Origin of the sequence: Lachnoclostridium sp. MSJ-17 (assembly GCF_018918205.1) — a bacterium.
In the GTDB taxonomy this organism is placed as follows: domain Bacteria; phylum Bacillota; class Clostridia; order Oscillospirales; family Acutalibacteraceae; genus Ruminococcoides.
Genome location: NZ_JAHLQB010000016.1, coordinates 1 through 1905, shown reverse-complemented (window position 1 = coordinate 1905; position 1905 = coordinate 1). Strand labels below are relative to the sequence as shown.

General features: G+C 51.1%; 2 protein-coding genes. Both read right to left on the bottom strand.

Going from position 1 to position 1905, the window contains the following annotated elements; genetic code table 11:
* A partial coding sequence (locus KQI64_RS01010) for a ParA family protein (protein WP_216522917.1) occupies positions 1–478 on the bottom strand: 478 nt, incomplete at its 3' end.
* 319 nt (positions 479–797) lie between these two features.
* Positions 798–1616 carry a ParB/RepB/Spo0J family partition protein gene (locus tag KQI64_RS01005; protein WP_316611306.1) on the bottom strand — a complete coding sequence of 273 codons (819 nt, stop codon included), beginning with the start codon at positions 1614–1616 and terminating at the stop codon, positions 798–800.
* Between the last annotated feature and the right edge of the window lie 289 nt (positions 1617–1905).

Sequence of the window (1905 nt, the reverse complement as noted above, 5' to 3'; positions counted from 1 at the left end):
GTGACAAGCCCTCGAGCGCGTAGTACTCGCACTGGATCGGTACGATAAACGTGTCCGCCGCTGTGAGCGCATTCGCCGTGATAAGTCCGAGCGACGGCGGACAGTCGATGATTATGTAGTCGTAATACTGCTTTATCGGGAGAATGGCGTTCTTGAGCAGCGATTCTCTCCTCGGCTTCTCGACGATTTCAAGCTCCGCCGCCGCGAGATTTATCGACGAGGGCAGCAGATGTAGATTCTGATACGGCGTTGTCAGTACGCATTCCTCCGCCTTTGCCCCTTCCACAAGAATGTCGTAGGTCGAGAGCTTCACCTTGCTTTTGTCGATCGCCACGCCGCTGGTCGCGTTGCCCTGAGGGTCAGCGTCGACGAGCAGTACCTTTTTTCCGAGAGCGCCGAGACATGCCGCGAGATTGACCGCGGTGGTCGTCTTGCCTACGCCGCCCTTCTGGTTTGAGATTGCTATTATCTTAGCCAAAGGTTCTATACCCTTCCTTCTTTTGTTTTTCAAATCACGGTTTTAATTATATCACAACTGCCATTGTTTTTGAAGTGTATTTTTAAATTTATTTAATAATGTTTCACGTGAAACATGTTTTAAAACGCAAACAGACGTACCGCTAAGGTACGCCTGCTCGCAAGGGGTTAGATAAGGAAATGGGTATGAGTGGAACGGATGCTTTCGCACCCATGGTGGAAAGTAAAATCAAACACGCAGGTTGAAAAATTTCAGAGAAAAGGGTATGTTATGGGTAATTTGGGGTTTATATGTACATCAAAACTTCCGCACCTGCGTGTTATGAAACAAATTTGTCGGGCGGATATGTCTTTGCCTTCGGGATTCGTATTGTGTATTCGATAAAATCATTTGTGTCTGTTTTGTTTGACTGTGCGTCAATTCCCGATAGGCGCATCGTATCTATCGCCTTATTAATGGTGTTAAGGAAAATCCTTACGTCCTTTATCACCGCCTTGCTGTTACCCTTCGCCTTCTCGGGCTTAGGGGTGGAATGGAGTAAGATGCCGACGAGGTGTTCGGTCTGTTTAACGTTGAGGTTGTCCGCGACTATCCGCGAGAGTGCCTCACGGCGGGTCGCCTCGTTCTCTATCCTCAGGAGCGCTCTGGCGTGACGTTCACTCAGTCCCGCCTTTTCGATCCACTCCTGCTCGTCCTCTGTCAGCCGCAGCAGCCGCAGCTTGTTCGCGACTCCCGACTGGCTCTTGCCGAGCCTTTGAGCCGCCTGCTCCTGCGTCAGTCCGTAGCGACGTATCAGCCTTGAAATTCCGCGGGCTTCCTCAAACATGCCGAGGTCAGCCCGCTGGAGATTTTCAAGGAGAGCATATATGGCAGACTCTTTTTCAGAGCAGCGAACAACGATACACGGCACCTTCCGCAGGCCTGCCGTCACTGCGGCGCGAAGTCTGCGCTCGCCCGCGATAAGCTCGTATTCGGTGTTGCTTACCTTGCGGACGGTCAGCGGCTGCAAAATGCCGTTCTCCGCGATGGAGCGCGACAGGGCTGAAAGCTCGTCCTCGTTGAACTGCTTTCGCGGCTGCGCCTTGTTGGGGCGGATTTTGATGATGGGGATTTCAGAGATTATGTTTTCGCTCTTCACCAAAAAATTCAACCGCATCACCCTCAGTCAGCATCAGGGGTTGTCCCTGTGCTATTATAATACCATATCGGGTGTGCGGTTTATGTCGCATTGTGAGCGATTATTATATATTCTTTTGTCGGAGATTGTCAGAGCGGCTTGGATTTTATCTTACCGTTCTGCCGCGGATATTTTTCCGGCGTCGGGCTGACCTTCTCTATCTCAACAAGGGTTCTGCCGCCGCCCTCGAGCGGAAGCTCGAAGGTATGGATATTCTTAATTCTTCCGCCGAGGATTCCGATTGCCTTCT